The 385-nt window shown below is 72.5% G+C and carries 1 pseudogene; it reads right to left on the minus strand.

Going from position 1 to position 385, the window contains the following annotated elements:
• Positions 1–147 precede the first annotated feature (147 nt).
• Positions 148–385: pseudogene (locus tag AC5RUJ_RS18630) on the minus strand (hypothetical protein); the annotation flags it as partial.

The raw sequence follows: 385 nt of genomic DNA on the forward strand, positions 1-385 counted from the left end.
AGGGCCGCCTGCCGGGCGAGGCGTCGGGCGTCGTCACGGCGCTGCCTGGCTGCCGAAGACCCAGAGGCGGCAACGCGGACGGGTGCAGGGGTGTTCATCAGGGGGTTCATCACGTTCTTTCGTCGGGGGATGCGCGGATGGCGCCGGTCAGAAAGCGTGATGCAGGGGCGGCCCCCGGTGCCGCAGCGAAAGCAGCGGCACTCCAAGCGCGGCGAGGGTACGGACAGTCCGTGCCCCGGGGCTGGCCAGCCTGGCCCGCGGTACCGGATGCCAGCCGTACAGCCGGCGCGGGATTGCCAACAGCACCGTTCCGGCCAGGGCCGCTGCAGCTTGCTCGCCGCGGCGCAGCAGCAGGACCGTTGCAACGGCAGCGGCAAGGTGGGCT

The sequence above is a fragment of the Arthrobacter sp. Y3223164 genome, from assembly GCF_059091005.1.